The 17551-nt window shown below is 37.0% G+C and carries 16 protein-coding genes and 1 pseudogene; 5 read left to right on the forward strand and 12 right to left on the reverse strand.

The window, feature by feature from the left end:
- The first annotated feature begins 7 nt into the window (after positions 1 to 7).
- Both B5E95_RS07325 and B5E95_RS07330 read left to right on the forward strand, forming a co-directional pair.
- Positions 8 to 2548 (forward strand): annotated as a pseudogene (locus tag B5E95_RS07325) (ABC transporter permease).
- A gap of 46 nt (positions 2549 to 2594) precedes the next feature.
- A complete protein-coding gene (locus B5E95_RS07330) occupies positions 2595 to 2831 on the forward strand; it encodes a hypothetical protein (protein ID WP_025005976.1) in 237 nt (78 codons plus the stop codon).
- Between the two features lie 39 nt (positions 2832 to 2870).
- Here B5E95_RS07330 and B5E95_RS07335 read toward each other — a convergent pair whose 3' ends face one another.
- Entirely contained in the window at positions 2871 to 4487 is a 1617-nt protein-coding gene (locus B5E95_RS07335; RefSeq protein ID WP_087176261.1) for a putative polysaccharide biosynthesis protein, read from the reverse strand.
- Between the two features lie 273 nt (positions 4488 to 4760).
- On the opposite strand from B5E95_RS07335, the gene B5E95_RS07340 reads away from it, so the two are divergent.
- Positions 4761 to 5720 carry a GH25 family lysozyme gene (locus B5E95_RS07340; protein WP_087236083.1) on the forward strand — a complete coding sequence of 320 codons (960 nt, stop codon included), beginning with the start codon at positions 4761 to 4763 and terminating at the stop codon, positions 5718 to 5720.
- Positions 5721 to 5785: 65 nt separating this feature from the next.
- Here B5E95_RS07340 and B5E95_RS07345 read toward each other — a convergent pair whose 3' ends face one another.
- From B5E95_RS07345 to B5E95_RS07390, 10 genes are all read right to left on the reverse strand, one after another.
- Positions 5786 to 6460, reverse strand: a complete 675-nt coding sequence (locus B5E95_RS07345; protein ID WP_087236085.1) for a DUF975 family protein — start codon at positions 6458 to 6460, stop codon at positions 5786 to 5788.
- A gap of 272 nt (positions 6461 to 6732) precedes the next feature.
- Positions 6733 to 7137, reverse strand: coding sequence for a hypothetical protein (locus B5E95_RS07350; RefSeq protein ID WP_025005980.1), 405 nt, complete (start codon positions 7135 to 7137; stop codon positions 6733 to 6735).
- Positions 7138 to 7306: 169 nt separating this feature from the next.
- Entirely contained in the window at positions 7307 to 8251 is a 945-nt protein-coding gene (locus B5E95_RS07355) for a serine hydrolase domain-containing protein (protein WP_087176265.1), read from the reverse strand.
- Positions 8251 to 9537, reverse strand: coding sequence for a D-alanyl-lipoteichoic acid biosynthesis protein DltD (gene dltD, locus B5E95_RS07360; protein WP_087176266.1), 1287 nt, complete (start codon positions 9535 to 9537; stop codon positions 8251 to 8253). Before dltD ends, B5E95_RS07355 begins: the two co-directional genes overlap by 1 nt.
- Positions 9530 to 9769 carry a D-alanine--poly(phosphoribitol) ligase subunit DltC gene (dltC, locus tag B5E95_RS07365; protein ID WP_003625019.1) on the reverse strand — a complete coding sequence of 80 codons (240 nt, stop codon included), beginning with the start codon at positions 9767 to 9769 and terminating at the stop codon, positions 9530 to 9532. The genes dltD and dltC overlap by 8 nt, the downstream gene beginning before the upstream one ends.
- Before the next feature lie 58 nt (positions 9770 to 9827).
- On the reverse strand, positions 9828 to 11066 hold the full coding sequence (gene dltB / locus B5E95_RS07370) for a D-alanyl-lipoteichoic acid biosynthesis protein DltB (protein WP_087176267.1): 1239 nt from the start codon (positions 11064 to 11066) through the stop codon (positions 9828 to 9830).
- Positions 11066 to 12580: a D-alanine--poly(phosphoribitol) ligase subunit DltA gene (gene dltA, locus B5E95_RS07375; RefSeq protein WP_087236087.1), complete on the reverse strand. Its 1515-nt coding sequence runs from the start codon at positions 12578 to 12580 to the stop codon at positions 11066 to 11068. The genes dltB and dltA overlap by 1 nt, the downstream gene beginning before the upstream one ends.
- A 15-nt stretch (positions 12581 to 12595) precedes the next feature.
- Entirely contained in the window at positions 12596 to 12748 is a 153-nt protein-coding gene (locus B5E95_RS07380) for a teichoic acid D-Ala incorporation-associated protein DltX (protein ID WP_025005985.1), read from the reverse strand.
- A 153-nt stretch (positions 12749 to 12901) separates the two neighbouring features.
- Complete coding sequence (locus B5E95_RS07385) at positions 12902 to 13198, reverse strand: hypothetical protein (RefSeq protein ID WP_087236089.1); 297 nt, start codon at positions 13196 to 13198, stop codon at positions 12902 to 12904.
- A gap of 18 nt (positions 13199 to 13216) precedes the next feature.
- The gene (locus B5E95_RS07390) at positions 13217 to 14353 is read right to left on the reverse strand and encodes a YncE family protein (RefSeq protein ID WP_087176270.1); all 1137 of its coding nucleotides are present in this window, start codon (positions 14351 to 14353) and stop codon (positions 13217 to 13219) included.
- A 575-nt stretch (positions 14354 to 14928) separates the two neighbouring features.
- Between B5E95_RS07390 and cbpB the strand changes: the two genes are divergently transcribed.
- Together cbpB and B5E95_RS07405 are read left to right on the forward strand one after the other, a co-directional pair.
- Positions 14929 to 15399, forward strand: coding sequence for a cyclic-di-AMP-binding protein CbpB (cbpB, locus tag B5E95_RS07400; protein ID WP_025005988.1), 471 nt, complete (start codon positions 14929 to 14931; stop codon positions 15397 to 15399).
- A 133-nt stretch (positions 15400 to 15532) separates the two neighbouring features.
- Positions 15533 to 17389: a heavy metal translocating P-type ATPase gene (locus B5E95_RS07405; RefSeq protein ID WP_087236091.1), complete on the forward strand. Its 1857-nt coding sequence runs from the start codon at positions 15533 to 15535 to the stop codon at positions 17387 to 17389.
- A 71-nt stretch (positions 17390 to 17460) separates the two neighbouring features.
- Here the strand turns inward: B5E95_RS07405 and B5E95_RS07410 are convergent.
- The coding region (locus B5E95_RS07410; RefSeq protein ID WP_143437023.1) for an IS3 family transposase at positions 17461 to 17551 on the reverse strand (91 nt) is incomplete at its 5' end.

A 17551-nucleotide genomic window follows, 5' to 3' on the forward strand; every position in this document is an offset into this window, starting at 1 on the left:
GTTGATAATGCACAAATCAATTTTATGGAAGGACGCTTTCCAAGCCATAACGCATTCGCTTGGTCGTTATATCGCAATTATCTTACTAATTGGTTTAGGTACTTTTGCCTTCGTAGGACTAAAAATGGCCGGCCCCGATATGCGTGCAACAGGTGCGGACTTTTTTACTAAGCACAATTTAGCCGATGTCACCGTTAGTTCCAACTACGGAATTAATTCAACTGATCGAGCAACCATTCAAAATCTCCCTGAAGTTAAGCAGGCTACCTTTGGCTATCTGCAAGATGTAAAAGTCAAAAATAAGCAAGATGTCTTGCGGGTATTCTCTCAGTCAAATAATCTCTCAAGCTATGAATTAATTAAGGGCCATTTCCCAGAAAACAATAAAGAAATTGCTCTTTCTTATTTGCTAAAAAATAAGTATCACATCGGAGAAAAAATCAGTTTCGTCAAACCGGGAATCCTAAAGAATAAAACATATAAAATTGTCGGCTTTGTTAAATCAAGCGAATTTTTGGATAAAACACAATTCGGTCAGACCAATATCGGCAATGGTCGACTAAGTGGATTCGCTGTAACAACGCATAATGCGTTCGCTTCACCTGTGTATCAAGTTTCACGTGTAACTTTTAAAAACATCGCTAATCTGAGCCCATTTAGTGTCACTTATCGCAATCGCGTTTACCATGATCATAACAAATTGCAGAAGGCTTTAAACAAGAATGGACAAGACAAATACGATAAATACGTTCAGCTATATCAAAAACAATATCAAAAGAAGGCCGCTGAGCAATTAATCAAAAAAGGCATCCCTATTACGCCTGAGCAAATTGAGGTACCTAAAAATAAAATCCAAATCGATTATCCTAGCTATACCATTAACAGTCGTGAGGAAAGCCAAGGGTATTCATCCTATCGTGCTGATTCTGAGCGAGTCGAAGTTTTAGCCAACGTCTTCCCTGTCTTTTTGTTTGCCGTTGCTGCATTGGTCAGTTTGACTACCATGATGCGCTTCGTAGAAGAAGAACGTACTAATATTGGAACATTTAAGGCACTCGGTTATAGCAACGCTAGCATTGTGCTCAAGTTCTTGCTTTACAGCACTTCTGCGGCAATTTTAGGCGTGATCTTAGGTGCTAGCTTAGGTTATACTTTCTTGCCTAACATGATTATCAAGGCTTACCTAGCTAGTTCCACATTGGGAAGTGATTACCAGCTTAACTTTGCTTGGTGGCCATTGCTTATTTCGTTAATTATCGCACTACTTGCTACTACTGCTGTTTCTATGTTGACGCTTTATCAAACTCTAAAAGAAAAGCCAGCAGCATTGCTTTTACCTAAACCACCTAAAAATGGTTCTCGTATTTTACTGGAACACATCCCCTGGTTATGGAAACACATGAGTTTTTCTGCCAAAGTTACTGCACGAAACATCTTCCGCTACAAGAGTAGAATGTTAATGACCATTTTTGGCGTAGCAGGTTGTACAGGCTTGCTAGGCATGGGATTCGGCATTCGTGATTCTCTTCAGGGAATTGGCAATATTCAATATTCCGCTGTCCAAAAAAATGACATCATTGCTTTAAAGAGCAAACATGTTACTAAAAAAGAGCAGCACGAATTAGATAGCATTTTTAAAGAAAAAGATATTACACAAACAAATGCCGTGCAGTATCAGCAATTAACCAAGCATCTTAATCAAAGCGGTTCAACTGAAAACATCATGATGATTACACCAGAATCAGCCGCTAATTTTAGGAAATAAATCAATTTAAGAGAAAGGCAAAGTAAAAAGAAACTCACTTTGCCTGACGATGGCGTAATTATTTCTGAAAAATTAGCTACCTTGTTAAACGCCAGGAAAGGCTCAAGTATTTCTCTAAAAAACAGCGCTGGAAAAACTTACCGCTTTAAAGTTAAAGGAATTTGTGAAATGTATTTGGGGCATTACGTCTTTATGAATCAAAAAGAATACGCCCGCGCTACTGGTCAAAAATACGCTGCGAATGCCTATCTCGTTACTATGAGAAGTCATGAACCGCAAGAAGTTAATCGTATTAGCAGGAAGTTAGTCAAAACGGCCGCAATTGAAACAGTGATTTCCAATTCTTCGAATAGAAAAATATTAGGCAGCTACACCGGTAGTCTGAACGAAGTTATCTTTATCTTGATTTTGATTTCAGGGATTCTCGCCATTGTCGTTATCTACAATTTGACCAACATCAACGTTGCAGAAAGAATTCGGGAGCTGGCTACTATCAAGGTGTTGGGATTTTATGACAATGAAGCTACCATGTATATCTATCGGGAGACTATTATTCTCTCTGCATTAGGAATTATTGTTGGCTTTGGTTTCGGTTGGTGGCTGCACCACTTCATTATCACCAGCTTGCCGCCAGATGCCGCAATGTTTGATCCAAATATGTATCCATTTAACTTTGTATTCTCCGCATTGATTCCAGCAATCATTACTGCTGCCTTAGCAGTTGTAGTTCACCACAAGATTAAAAAGATCAATATGCTAGATGCTTTATCATCAATTTATTAGCAAGCATTATGCTATAATGCCTTTATAGAAAAGGGTGGGAACAATTATGCCAAGAAAACACTTTGAATTAAATAGCGATATTGCTAAATTAATCGACAAATATAACGAAATTAACGATACTGACTTTAATGACTTAGTTAATACAGCATTGAGATTCTATCTCGTTAACCAAATGAGCTATAAAGACGTTCAAGAGGCTTTGAAAGAAGCTGATGTTGAAACGTCAAGATACGTTGATGAAGCAATGCGTTCCAGCATGGGCGACATCAATCGTAACTATTAAAACTACTAAAAAAGGCGGCGGGAAAACCTGCTGCCTTTTTTAATGATAATGTTTATAACGGTAATAACGATAGCCGATTTTTTTACCAAAAATTTCTTGGGAAATACCCATTAAGTTCGAAATTAATACGTATAATCCTAAAAAGATTAAACCAAAAATTGCTAAGTAAATAAAACTCCCCACTCGTCCTAAATGATTAAAGTGATTTCCTATCAGCAATTGATAAATAAACAAGATAACTATATAAATCTCATTAGTAACCACAATTGGCAATAAGCTAGTAAGACGAATGCCATAGGTCTTGTTAAGTTTATGATAGCTAAGCCAAATTACAATCAAAAATGAAATGTCCGTAGATAAAATTGCACCGTCCGCATTCATAAACATAGTCATTGGGACTTGCAAGATCACTTTAAACACAACGCCCCAAACCATGTAAATCACGGCTAGTTTATTCATATTCAAAGCAAGCAGTAGAGTCAACGAATTCATTACTAGTCCAGCTAACAAACTCTGGACAATATTTTCAACTAGATAATATGCGCCGAGACTATCATGAGAAAAAAGCACCGTATAAATTGGTGATGCCGCAAATGCACCTAATGCTACTACTGGTAATAATACAAATAAAAGTAAACGGTAGTTTTCTAACAATAATTTTTTAATGCTTTCTTGTCGATCCTTACTCTTAAACTTAAGTCCAGCTAATAATGGCAAACTTGTTTCAGATACAGCCGTCGCTAAAGAAATAATTACCGTAGTAATCTTGCTAGGATTAGCTGAAAAAATCGTATAAATATAGCTAACGTAAGTGCTGCTGAGATGATTAAAATTAATCAATACCTGCTTGAACAATAATTGATCTACTAATTGAGTAACGGTAATAAAAGAACCTAATAAAACAAAAGGTATAGAAGCATACCACAGATTAAGCAAGCTTCGTGTTACGTTGTTTAAAGCACGCTCTTCGCTATTTTCAAGAAGCTGCTTATAATGACCCCACCGCTTGCGTAAATACGCAAAGAGGTACAAATAACTAGCAATAGCGCCAACACAAGCACCGAAAACGCTAAAATAAACTGCGATTACGTAATTATGATGAAAAACCTCAATAACTAAAAGAGTTGCCAACAAAATAAAGAGAATTCGCGCAAATTGTTCCCATAATTGGGAAATTCCGTATGGCTTCATATCATTATTTCCTTGAAACCATCCTCTTACCATACTCATTGATGGCAAAATAATTACGGCTGGAACTAAAACACGAATTGAAATCGTTGCACTAGCTACAGAATCAACCGGACTGTTTTTAGCAATGATTGGTGCAGTTACATATAGCAAAATTCCGCAGGCTAGCCCCATTACTAACATGATAATGAGTCCCAGCTTGGTAATATACAAACTATCTTTATATCTATTTTGCGAATTTAATTGTGATACTTCCCGGGCAATAACTGAAGGAAGTCCCGCGGTTCCGACAGATAAAAATAATGCATAAGGCGTGTACGAAGAATTAAACAGAGCTTGCGCATTCAATTGGTTGTGATAGCTCCCCAACATAATCAACCAAGGAATTAAATATACAACTCCTAGAATTCTCGATACGATACTACCAAACGATAGCCAAAACGAACCCGATAGGATCTTTTTATTCAACAGTAAAACCTCAAATCTACGTTATCTCATTGTGCCTCATTAATTATACGTGGATTTTTTCATTTTTGGGAACAAAGGGGCTTCTTTTTAGAGAAATTTAGTCGAGAAATAATACAAATTGGTTACATTAGTTACCATATTATTACCTACAGTTTAATTTATCGTTAGGAGGCTTGACCCGCCTCAGAATAATCATTATGATTGAAATGTTTCTATGTGAAAGTTACTGATTATTTATAATTCTATTAATAAAAAAATCATGGGGGATTTACGTTGTTTTTTAAGAAGAGATTTATTACTAAATTAGCATGCGTTGCTATTTTTTCAACTACAGGTATCGCTGCAGTAAAGGCTCAAGCTCCACAAACTGTGCAAGCTTCAACTACTTCCGTAGCTGCACGTTCACTTGGGATTGACGTTGCTAGTTACCAAAGTGCTGACTTGTCTGCTCACGCTAAATCTGGCGCTAAGTTTGCTGTAGTTAAGGTTAGTGAAGGTACAGGCTACAGAAACCCTAAGGCTAGTGGTCAAGTTGCTAGCGCACGTCGTCAAAACATGATGCCAATGGGCTACCACTTCGCTACTTTCAGTGCAAGCACTTCAGCTGCTAAGCGTGAAGCAAATTATGCTATTGCATCAGCCAAGGCTGTAGGTCTTAACCCAGGTTCATACCTTGCTTGTGATTATGAATCAGGCGATGGTAACAACATCAACATGGGTAAGAACCCTACTGCTAACGCAATTATTGCTTTCATGAAGAAAGTTAAGGATGCTGGTTACAAGCCACTTCTTTACGCTAGTTCATCTGTATTGAGAAACAACATTAACACTAACAAAGTAGTTAATGCATTTCCTAACAGTTTATGGGTTGCTTCATACGCTATTTCAGGTCGTATCGACAATCCTAACTTTAACTACTTCCCATCAATGAACGGTGTTTCAATTTGGCAATTTACTGATAACTGGCGTGGCCTTAACGTAGACGGTAACATCAACGTTTTGCCACTTTCATCATCAGGTAATGCAGTTTCTCAAGCTCCTAAGAAGAATACCGGTAAGGCTCGTGTATTGAAGCACAACGCTTATGTTTACGATAAGAACGGCAAGCGTAAGAAGCACAAGGTCTTGAAGAAGAACCATTCTGTTACTGTTCACGGTAAGAAGACCATTCATGGTAAAAAGTACTACAAGATTGGCAAAAACAAATACATCAAGGCTGCTAACCTTTACTAAAAAATAATTAGCTATCAAAAAATGCACCAGGTAAAAACTTACCTGATGCATTTTATTTTGCTTTTTTACTTTAAGAACTTATCGCCTGCAATGTGACGGTAAAAGTTTGCTTTAGCAGTCTGGTAATATGGAGTAACCCATAAATAGCCAAGTCCGCAGGTTATAGCGGCCAAAATGTTCCAGCCTAGGAAACTTAAGTCAAAGATAAACAAATTCATCTTGTGGCCCTTCATGAGCTCCTTGCTGGCATTAATTCCGTCAGTTGCACCGACTTGCTTATCGCTGGCTACCATGTCCTTCACGATATACGGTGTCATGGAATAAGAATAAGCTTTGATAATACCTGGGATAATCAAAAGCCAAGTCCATAAGAATGTAAAAATAGAAACCAGCACGAAATTAATCAATTCTGGACCAAAGCGATTCTCAGTAAAGACTGAAAATGCAGCCATATATGGTTTTTCTTCTTTTTGATCGTCTCTTAATTCTAGAAATGCAATGTTTCTACTCAAACCAATGAAACTACCGATCCAAAGGATAATTGATCCAATTGGACTAGCAAATTGGTAAAAAATATTGGTTCCGTCATAATTTATGTAAGTTTCATCTAACCAGTGACCAGCGCCAGTAAAAATGCCAACGATAATTGCGGTAATCAAGAAGACAATTATTGCCCAGCCCCAATTTCCACGTAAGGATTGCTTGGCATTGTCTTTTAATTCTTTTCTTGTAACAGCCATTTTCCCACTCTTTCTATATCAGTTACATAATTAGTGTCGCCTAAACGTAGATTATAGTCGATAAAAAATGGCATCAAAAAAAGCCTAATTCCACCAACACGGAACTAGGCTCACACAGTGTTGACCGCCGTCTCTGACCACATATAGAAGATAACATTTTCGCTACCGGAGAAAATGACTACTACTAGCGGCGGTACATGAAAATTCTAGCATTCAAAAATATAAAAAACAAGCAAAATGACACGGATTGATACAGATTGTTATTTTGATAGTTATAATCCACAAATAATTGCGATAATACCAAAGATAATTTGTAATACTGCTATTGCAAGATGACCTGCGTTTTTACCTTCTTTGAGGGGATGCTCAGCATTAATAGATTTGTGAATTTGCCAAGCGTTATAAATTCCGATAATTGTTACAAAAATTCCTGCAACAATTGCAGTCCACTTATAGATAGCACCATTATTGGCATTGCCAGCAGACCATAAGATGATTAGCCCAATGCCTATGATAATTAAAGCATAACCGATTCTTCTACTATTGCGTCCAACGTTGGCAGCATTATATCCTTTATTGCCAGCAGTTTGCTTCATAACAGAATTACTAATTAAAATTTGAACAATACCCATTATTGCAATAAAAACAAATACACCATATGTAACTAAAGTTGCCATAATATTCGCGCTTTTCCAATTAAATCGCTTTCATGATTCACTTAAATTATAGCCCATAAGCTGTTTTTTTATTCTATATTTTTATAATTTAAAATAGTATTAGCTATATATTAAACAAATTCACTTACATACGCAAAAAAGACGAGGCTCAACGCCTCGTCCTTTCTCTTTAATTAAAGTGCAGCATTATCGACATAATGCGGTTTACTTTCTTTTTAATCTTACCAAATTCGCCATGAGCAGTGTGATTATCCTGAATAATAATCATGTCCTTAGCACCTTTGGTAGTACGCAAGAAGGTGTAATAACCTTCACCAGCACCATTAGCTGCCTTGTACTTCTTCAAGTTATAAAAACCACCATTGTAGTATGACGGTGCCTTACCCTTGAAAAGCACTTTTCTGCTTTCTTTAGTCAGTAATTTACCATGTAGGATATACTCAATCGTTTTTGCTAAATCAGCATTAGACATCACAATAGAGCCTGCACCTAATTCATTATGTGCATCCTTCACAGCCTGATCATGATCAACTCTCATGAATTGACCAGAACTTCTTTCGTAGCCTGGAACCCAGCCTGCAGATTTCAACTTAGTCATGCTTGACCATAAAAATTCGGTTTGCTTTAACTTAAGCGGCTTGATGTAAGTCTCACGGAATAGTTTTTCATAAGACTTATGTTCAAGCTTAGACAAGATACCACAAAGGTAAATGTAGTTTACAGCTGTATAATGCCACTTGCCTAACTTTCTACCGTCAAACACAGTGTATTTTGCATCGTGAGCAATATTGGCTTCATCTGAAATAAATTCCGGTGTCCCCAATTGTTGATCAGTTTCTAGATCTAATCCAGAAGTCATGGTTAACAAGTTGCTAATCTTGACATTATCTGCACCATCTACGTTAGGGTAAAACTTAGAAAGTGGATCATCTAAACTCAGCTTTCCCTTTTGTACCTCACGCATGACCATCGCAGCAGTCATTGATTTTTGCACTGAATTAATCAAATAACTAGTGTCAGTACTATTATTTGTAGCGTACTCAAGTAAAGGTTTTCTGTTGCTTGTTACCAAGACAGATCCTTTAATGCCTAAACGATCAATAGCCTGGCGCACTACTTTGCTTTTAAACTGTTCTTATTAGTCAAATCGACGCTCTTAACATCGTCTTTATTCTGCCACTTCTTAGAGTAGTAGTAGTTAGACATGTAGTAGTTGTAACGTCTATTTGGTAATTCCATGAATGGCTTAACAGCTTGATCAACTGCAACCCATCCTTTCCAACCTAAGTGAATAGTATCTTCCATGAAGTACTTTTCATTACCACGTTTTGAAAGATCTACTACATTTTCAAAACCTTGGTTAACAAGTTGGTGTTCAATCTTAGCAACAGATTCCTGGTACATCTTTTCTGATAAACCAGTGTACTTCATCCATTTTCCGTTAATTGGAGGAATAATGAACAATACATTAGTATGTTGCTTAGCAAATTGTTCCAGCATTAATTGGAAGTCACCATATTCAACTGAGTGAACATAGTCGAAATTACGTTGACTACCCTTCAAACGCTTCAATATCTTCTTAGGCAAACGAGTTCTATAGAAAGTATTGTCAATTCCTAAGTTATTTGAATTAGTATGCATTGCAGCTTGTTCTGCAGCGACCTTATTCAAAGCCTTAACAGAGTATGCACTTGGTAAAACTTTAGCTTTCTTTTGAATCTTATTTACACGATCGCGCAACTGGAATGCGCTGAAGAAGTTATCTTCATTACTGAGCATTCTACGACGATTGTTTAAGTAAAACTTTTGGAAAGTGGTTAGTTTCTTACCTTCCGCAATTTGCTGAAGACTATTCTTAATTTCGCCCTTAACGTCTGGCATTTCAAGCAAACGCTTAGCAGCGTAACGATCAGTCTTATTATTCTTAGCACTTAACAAGAAATTACATGCTTGAAGTGGTGAATAATACAAAGCAAAGGCATTAGGATCTTGACCCTTTTTGGTAAACCATTGTGGTGAAATAATCACAACAGCCTTTTTATTCTTAAGTTGCTTAGCTGTGCCTTGCATCCCCAAAAACTGAGCCAAAGATTGACTACCTGGACCACCAAGCAAGAATGGACGGTAATTTCTATGATACTTTTCCGCAATTACACTAGGGTGCAATGGATCAAATCTTGATAATTCACTTGAACCATAGAAAGGTACATAGCCGTCATCAAAAGCTTCTTGCTTCATTGTACTGCCCTTAAAGACAGTAGTATTTTGTGAAGCAGCAGCTTCATAGATTGTTTGCTTAGAAAAAGTTCTTTCCCAGGGAATAAGGAATACAACTAATAAAAGGATAAAAGCGCAAATAACTGGGCCAAAAATTTGCCACAGCCGGCGTTTATTACTCATTTTCTAAGCTTTCCACCTTTGCAACAATCTTATTTGGAGTATCCCATTCAGCACGGTTGAATTCTGAAACGGGAACATCAATATCAAACTTTTCTTGTAAGCTCAAAAGCATTTGTACACTTGCCATTGAGTCCATCAAACCATTGTCAAAGATGTTTTCATCCATTTGATCTGATAAATCTTCACCAGTTAAATCGTTTAAAATGTCTAATACGCCTTGTTTAGTGTCCATAATTAATACCTCTATTCAACACAAATACTTAATTAATATCATTCCATATTATATAAGCTTATTTCCAACCGAACCATAGTTGACTAAGAAATCCTGAGAAAATCAAGAAACTGAAGCAAACTACGTTAAAGGTTAAGAAAATGGCGAACCATTCAGTAAACTTGTTAGATGGAATTTGCTTCTTATGCTTTCCCTTAAATCTAAGCCACATATCGTTGATACAAATGGCTGAAGCGTGGAAGATACCATAAACAATATAATACCACGTTAAGCCGTGCCAGAAACCCTGGATTAAGAACAACAGGAAGTAAGAAACTTGTGACAATCTAATTCGATTCTTAAACAATTTTTTCTTCATTGCAAAGAAAGAGAATCGCATATAGATGTAGTCACGGAACCAGAATGACAAAGTCATATGCCAACGATTCCAGAAATCTTTAATGTTCTTAGAAATAAATGGCTTATTGAAGTTCATTGGGGTATGAATACCCATGAAGTATGAAATTGATACGGCAAATAATGAATAACCTGCAAAGTCAAAGAACAAGTACATGCTGTAACAATACATGTAAGCAAGTACCCACCATGAAAGCTTCAAACCACCATTTGCATTGCCGACTGCTAATGCAGAGGCAGTGATCTTTGGTAACCAATAAGTACCAAAGAACCAACCAATAACAAACTTATATAAAAAGCCTTGGAATAAATAGCTTACTGCATATTGCAAATCAGTAATATATGCATCCCTTGTAGGAACCTTTTCATAATCCTTCTTAAATCTACGGTAACGATCAATAGGACCTGATGAAATGGTTGGGAAGAAGAGCAAGAATCTTGCATAAGTTACAGGATCCACCTTCTTAATCGCACCATCACGCATTTCCATAATAACTTGAACGGTCTTAAAGGTTACATATGAAATACCTAAGAACCCAATTACAAAGCCGATGGAATTATCAGGAAAAGCAGTTAAATATTTAACTGCAGCTAATGGAATAATTGCCAGAATTACTGCTAAGCTAAATACCCAAGTCTTATTTTTACCGTGATGACGATAATACTGATAAGCAAAGGTCAAAATAAACTCATAAACCAGCCAGATTAATAAGTTAACCCCTTGTTGCCAGTGACTACCATCAAAAATCAAGAATAAGAAAACAATTGAGAAAATTGCTTCATATGTCTTGAAACGATGACCGAAGTATAACCCCAAAATGATTGGGATTAAAGCAATCATCAAATAAATGAAATATTGCGGATTTGAATAAGGTTGTAAGTTAATGAAATTAAAATTCACTACTTATTAACCTCCTTAATAACCGCTTTGATATCTACCTTACCATTTTGAGAAATTGGCAATTTATCTTGGTAAACAAAACGTTGTGGAATCATGTAAGGCATAACGTTCTTAGCTAAATCTTCACGAATTTCCTTAGTTAAAGCAGCTTCTGAGTGCTGACGCGCTACGCCCTCCTTTAATTCGATTTCTGCAACGATTTGCTTAACAGTGTGGTCCTTATTGTATTTAGGTGCCGCAACGCCATAACGAACGTATTTATTCTTAGTTAAGTAGAAGTTGATTTCTTCAAGTTCGATTCTGTAACCATTGAACTTAATTTGGAAGTCAATTCTACCGCGATAAAATAGCATATCGCCATCAAAGAATCCGGCATCCCCACTGCGGTAGCTAGCATACTTTTCGCCATCTTTATGGAAGAAAGCAGCTTCCGTTTTTTCTGGGTTATTCATGTAACCCTTAGAAACGCTAGGACCATTAATGATAATTTCACCTTCGCCAGGTTTATCACCCTTTGAAGTATCAATTGTAATCTTAGTATCTTCCTTAACTTTACCAATTGGCAAACGGTCATACTTCTTAAGAATGTCGTCAGTAATTTCAACTTGCGTTACAGCAACTGTAGTTTCAGTTGGGCCGTAAGTATTGAAAATATGACTAGTAGGGAATTTCTTCTTAAGCATGTCTGCTTCACTGTGTGGTAATTCTTCCCCACAGAATAAGAAGTGAGTCAAATCTGGGTGATGTTCACTATCAAAAGTCTTATCTAAGAAGCACATTTGTGCAAATGATGGTGTAGATACCCATACGTTGAATTGCATCTTTGGCAAAGTCTGGAATAATTGACCAAAGTTTTGAGTAACATCATGTGGAAGTACCACTAACTTACCAGCAGAAACAAGTGCTGGGTAAAGACTCATAACTGACAAGTCGAAAGAATATGGTGCTTGTGCCAAGAAGCTTGGATTTTCTGGCAAATTGAAGTCTGATAATTCCCAGTTTACGAAACTAAGCAAATTGTCATGACTAATTTGTACACCCTTAGGCTTACCAGTTGTACCTGAAGTAAAGATAATGTAGTAATTATCGTCGCCTTCGACAAAATCGTCTTCATTAACAGTAAAGTCGCCATCTTCAACTTCACTAGCCTTAAGCACTTGAACATCAGACAAATCAACATCTGGCAATGGATCAATTTCCAAAACCATTGGTGATTTTGAAACATCTTGGATCATGGTCAAACGTTCAGCGTTTGAGTAGCTAGCAATTGGAATATATGCGTGACCTGACTTAACACAGCCAAGGAAACTAGCAACCATTTCAAAAGTTTGACCACCCCAGATCATGATTGGAGCATGATCTGGAATATCCATCGCAGCAATCTTGTGTGCCCACGCATTGGAACGCTGCTTAAGTTCGCCATATGTATTGGTTTTACCAAGATAGTCGTAAACAACACGATCTGGTTCTTGTTCAGCTATCTCATCTATTCTCTTAATAACATCTTGAATCATGTAACAGCACCTACCTTAAAATTCGTTATAAATGAAATGAACTGAAGTAAGTCCACTATATTCATACAAATAAATAAGGGCCATCAGGATCCCAAAATAAACAATCGTTTTCAAGACAAACATACCGACGCGTTTGCCTCGAGAATCAATTTTCGATTTCTTATCCATTGTTTCTCCCTCAAGTAATATTTTTGTAACATTTTATTACTTTGTCTTATATTACTACAAATAGCAACAATCAGCGCATCATCGCTATATATTTTAACAAATTTAAACTTTTTCTTAAATTAAGGCTGCATAAAATATACGGAAAGCGTTTTATTATTGCATTTTTTTGCAATTGCGGTATGCGAAGTACAGCGGAATGGCTATAATTACCGCAACAAAAATTAAAGCAAAGATCAATAGTCGCATCATATTTTTAGGATCAGTCCAACGATCGCTTTTTGCCGTGGCCAAAATATACGCTGCAAACAATACGATAATGATTAATTCGCCTAAACAAAACCATGAGTGTAGATTTTGATACAAATACAGATACGTTGTTGCAGGCAGCAGGCAAAACCAGCCCGCAAAACGCAACCAAAAGATTTCCTTTTGACGGTAATTGAGATTCATCGCTTGTTTCCTTTCATCCTAATTGCCAAACAACGCATTAATATTGATGGATAAAATCCGATCCATTACTACAACATTCGGCTTAGCATATTGCTGCGACGCGGATTCAAATAGACAAAGTAGTTGCCCTTTATAAGCTGTAATCTGCTCCAAATATGGCGGCATTTCTAGTTCTAACTCCGCATTCTTTTCATCTAATGCATTTAAGGCAGAAGTTGGGAAAACGTACAGCTTAGAACTACCGCTACCGTATGACTGACTCAAGAAGATCTTATTTTGATAAATTGCAATCCCTTGAATCTGCTTATCCATGCTAGTTTCGCCAGTTGGATCTGACCACTGCAGCGTACCCGTAACAGATTTCACTTCATTATTAGTAATCGAACCTTTGTTTTTGCCGCTACGAGCAATTCGATATGCCGCAACTTTGCCGCGTCCATACATATTGAAGAATCCAACAAATAATTGACTGTCATAATAGGTAACTGCAGATGCTTTTTCAACTGCTGGAATTGCAATCTGGTGATCATATTTAATTGGAATTCTGCTTCCTGGCTTATATTCTTTCATTTCTTTTAATGAAAATGCGGCTAAAGCTGAGGACTTACCTAATGAACCTGTAATCCAAATATTTTTAGCAACGGGATCATATGCAATACCGCCTAAATGCGGCCTACCTGGAACTTGAATTGTCTTAATATATTTACCCGTCTTTTTATCTAAAACATAGATAACGGAAGCATGAACATGATCCCCGTCATAGGCAGTAATTAAAATGTACTTGCTCGCTACCGCGATTCCTTGAGGCGTCATTGCAGTTGCTACATCGTATTTTTTAGTTTTAAAATTGTAGGCCTTAGTTGAAATTAGTCCTGGAATAATAAAATCTTTTCCGTCCCATGTCCTCGGCGGAACATAAGTAGATACTTTATTAATAAAAGGATAGTTTTCACGTAAAGCTTTTTGATAGTTTTTGAAATTATGCCAAGCTGCACTCGTATTTGTTCCATCATTAGCTTTTACTACTTTAGGACGCTCTCGCAGCATCTCTTGTTTCTGCAACCATTGATAGCCAAAATAGCCGCCTGTTCCGACACCTACTAAGATGAGAACAGTTATTATCAATTGCAAAACAAACTTTCCAAATTTTTTCACCGAACTGTTCCTTTCTTTACCTTTTTGACATGTCTAACATTATAGCCACATTCATTATACTTTTACTAATCTGCCACGAATTTTCATTAAAAATATAGATTTTTCGAAAATAAAGTTTATTTCGTCACACTTTTTTCACAATTTAAGGTTATACTATGTAATGTAGCAAGTAAGACTTCCACTTACTACTACAACTCAACTTTTTTGTTTTTCATTCATACTCCTCCAAGTAAATAATGAAAATAAAAAGAATTGACTTACTCCAATTAGTCAATTTCATATCTATCCCTTTCGGCTCACGTGCGTTGCGTGAGCTTTTCTTATGCCCAAAATCAATTTCTTAAATACTTCACAAGCAAATCTTTACCTTTTCATAAGAATTTGAACATTTTTAATTCACATTTAGCCTGTATTATAAAAAATGTAACAAGGCGGTAGAAACTTGTTACATACTCCCACTTTTTTATTTCATTCATTCTTACTCCTCCAAAGTAGATGAAACTAATAAGGTCCGCAAAATCTTGCGGGCCTTTTCCTTTTTTCCTGTATACTTAAGATAGAAAAGAGGCGCAAATATGTTTTCACCATCAATCAAACACTTAATTCAAGAAAAATCAGGTTCGTTTTTAATTCCAGCTAGCCGGATTGCCTTTGTTCAAGATGACAATCCTTTATATCATGCCTTTTTAATCCTTACTAAAGTTAAATATTCTAAAATTCCAGTTTTAGATAAAGATAAAAAAGTGGTTGGTCTGCTTAGTTTAGCGATGATTACAGACAAGATGCTAACGAATGAAGAAATTTCTACCGCACCTTTAGATCAATTAAAGGTTAAAGATGTCATGCAAACCAAGTTCGATAAAATAAATTTTGTCGAAACTACGCTAGAGGCGCAGCTTCATTTATTGATTAACAACGCCTTTTTACCGGTCGTCGATGACCGCGGCGTTTTCCAAGGATTACTTACTAGACGAGAGTGGATCAAAGCCTTTAACTATGTTACCCATACATATGATAAGCACTACAAATCAATCAAAATAAAATAACCCACGGGCAGTCTATTATGGACTGCCTTTTTTAATGAAGAAAAATAGAATTCTATTTACGTATTCTTATGGTAAAAGAATGTTAGAATGTTTTGAGTAGAGTGATATATTTACTTTTTTGGAGGCTATACATATGAAACGTCAATGGAAATTTATTGTCGTTTTAATTGCCGGGGTAATAAGTTTAATTTTTGAATTTGGTTTACATGCTTCTACTCTATTTGTAACGCCAATTCTTAAATTGCAAATGAATCCGCAAGCAATTATCATCGACATTTTGGGTATTTGGATTTCCGTTCTTTTGTTAATGGAAATATTCAATGACTGGAAATCCGGCCGTTACGGTGTCGATATTTTAGCCGTAATTGCGATTGTTTCTACTATTTTAATCAACAATTATTGGGCTGAATGGATGATCTTGGTAATGTCTACTGGTGGTGAAACTCTGGAGGACTACGCTACAGGTCAAGCCAGCAAGGAATTGCGTTCCCTTTTGAACAATACTCCTAGAATCGCCAACAAGTTAATCAACGGCAAGATTACCGAAGTCAATGTTGATGATTTGAAAATCGGTGACATTGTTTTAATTAAACCAGGTCAACAAGTTCCAGTTGATGGTGAAATTGTTAAAGGTGAATCAAACTTTGACCAATCATCATTGACCGGTGAATCTGTTCCTGTTGCTAAAAAGCCAGGCGATGACTTGATGTCTGGTTCCGTTAACGGTGATGCTGCCGTCCAGATGAAGGTTACTAAAGCTGCTAAGGACTCAGAATATCAGTCAATTGTCGCTTTGGTTAAGTCATCACAAGCTCAACCAGCTAAGTTCGTTAAGATGGCCGACCGTTACGCCGTTCCATTTACCATCATCTCATTGATTATTGGTGGTGTTGCATGGGCAGTGTCTGGGGATGCTACAAGATTTGCGGAAGTTATGGTTGTTGCTTCTCCATGTCCACTTTTGATCGCAGCTCCTGTTGCTTTAGTCAGTGGTATGAGTTCAATGTCAGCTCACCACATTATTGTTAAGTCAGGTCCAACTCTTGAAAAGTTAGCTCGTGCTAAGACTTTTGCCTTTGATAAGACTGGTACTTTAACTGAAAATCAATTGGTGGTTGACCAAATCATCCCTGAAGGCAATGCTCTTTCAAAAGAAGAATTACAAAGCTTAGCTGCTAGTGTTGAACAACAATCTAGCCACGTTATTGCCAGTTCTTTGGTTAAGGCTACTGACAGCAAGTTAATCAAGCCAGTTACCAACTTAAAGGAAACTACCGCTCAAGGTGTTGAAGGTGACGTCAATGGCAAGCATGTTAAGGTGGGTAAATTAAGCTTCGTAGATCCTAATCATGAAAAGATTGACGTAACTTCAACTGCTGTCTTCGTTTCAGTCGATGGCAAGTTTGCCGGTTACATTACTATGATGGATGAAATTCGTCCAGAAACGGCTGATACAATTGCGAAGTTGAAGCGCCAAGGTGCAGAAGACATCATGATGCTTACTGGTGACCACAAGCAAGTTGCTGAAAAGGTTGGTAAAAAAGCTGGCATTATTGATATTCGTGCCGATCTTTTACCAGCTGAAAAGATTAAGGCTATCAAGGAAGTACCAAAAGACTTGCGTCCTGTCGTTATGACTGGTGACGGTGTTAACGATGCTCCAAGTTTAACTGCCGCTGATGTCGGTATCGCTATGGGTGCTAAAGGCGCAACAGCTGCCAGTGAAAGTGCCGATGCCGTTATCATGGTTAACGATTTATCTAAGGTTAATGATGCGGTTGCTATTTCTAAACATACAATGAAGGTTGCCAACATCGATGTTTTAACTGCTATTGGTGTGGTTATCATCATCGAATTGATCGCCTTCACCGGTGTCATTCCTGCCTTTTGGGGTGCTATCTTACAGGAAGTTGTCGACATGATCACTATCAGTTTGGGACTTCTTGCTAAGACTAAGCCAAGCAATAAGCAATTTGGTTTGGAAGAGTAAGTAAAAATTAGATATTAACAAAATAAAAAGCTCTAGAGTCGAGATGAACTGAGACCTAAAAATTAGACAGTTTAAAATACAGGATTAATAGAGGCTTGATTCCGATATTCTTTCGGAGTTAAGCCTTTTAATCTGCTCTTTATCCTTTCTTCGTTATAGTAT

Source organism: Lactobacillus gallinarum (assembly GCF_002160635.1).
GTDB classification, from domain to species: Bacteria; Bacillota; Bacilli; order Lactobacillales; family Lactobacillaceae; genus Lactobacillus; species Lactobacillus gallinarum.